This window comes from Photobacterium gaetbulicola, assembly GCF_003025515.1.
Taxonomy (GTDB): domain Bacteria; phylum Pseudomonadota; class Gammaproteobacteria; order Enterobacterales; family Vibrionaceae; genus Photobacterium; species Photobacterium gaetbulicola.
Map to the genome: position 1 here is coordinate 1 of NZ_PYME01000070.1, position 1132 is coordinate 1132.

General features: G+C 47.7%; 1 protein-coding gene. It reads right to left on the reverse strand.

Annotated elements, in window-relative coordinates:
- Nucleotides 1-17: 17 nt before the first annotated feature.
- A protein-coding gene (locus C9J03_RS26340) for an IS3 family transposase (RefSeq protein WP_107291822.1) occupies nt 18-1132 on the reverse strand; the annotation gives its coding sequence in 2 pieces (ribosomal slippage) (nt 18-898 and nt 898-1132; 1116 coding nt annotated over the 2 pieces). This gene is flagged as partial in the annotation.

Genomic DNA, 1132 nt, shown 5'->3' on the forward strand with positions numbered 1-1132 from the left:
TGACCTGCCCCCAATAACTAATCCAGCACCTCTTTAGTAATGTCAGTTACATTGCTGTTGTTTAGCCCTGAACGTGTTAGTACTGCAAATTCAGAGGGGGTTAGGTATCCGATTGATGAGTGGGGGCGATTTTCATTGTAGTCAATGCGCCAGTCACCGATCAGTTTACGAGCATGGCTTAAGTCTCTGAACAGGTGCTCGTTTAAACATTCGTCCCTGAACTTGCCGTTAAAACTTTCGATATAAGCATTTTGGGTTGGCTTACCTGCTTGTATCAGCTTTAGAATAACACCATGATCGTAAGCCCATTGGTCGAGAGCTTTACCCGTAAACTCCGGCCCCTGATCTGTTCGAACGGCCTCAGGATAACCACGGAAAGCTGCAATAGCCTCAAGTATGGCGACTACCTCATCCCCAGAAATTCCTGATGCAACAGTAATATCTAGGCACTCCTTCGTGAAGTCGTCAACGATAGTGAGGCACTTTATCCTACGACCAGAACTGAGTGCATCCATGACGAAGTCCATTGACCAGGTATGGTTGGGCAGTGAGGGAAGTAAAAGTGGCTCCCGCCCGACACATAATGATTTCCTTCGCTTCCGTTTACGAACGGCCAATCCAGCTTCTCGGTATAACCGATAAACACGCTTATGGTTAACCTCTGTCCCTTCCCGCCGAAGAAGACGATGAATACGGCGATATCCAAACCGTTTTCTCTCGAGTGCCAGTTCTTGTATGCGAGCCAATAGCTCCACATCACTCTCTTTAGGTTGAGGTTGGTATCTCATCGATGCGCGATTTATACCGACGAGCAGACAGGCTTTGCGTTCCGAAATCGTGGTGACTTCCTGCATTACATGCACAGCCTTGCGCTTGTCTCCGACGGTCAATACTTTTGGTTAAGAGCCGCTTTCAAAGCATCAACATCAAGCATGGATTCCGCCAATAGCTTCTTAAGCTTGGCATTTTCATCTTCCAATGCCTTTAAGCGACGAGCATCGGAAACATCCATGCCCGCGTACTTTTTACGCCAGAGGTAGAATGTGGCATCAGAAATATTGTGCTTGCGGCATAATTCTTTGACGGGCAAACCCGCCTCCGCTTCCTTGAGAATGGCAATGATCTGCTGTTC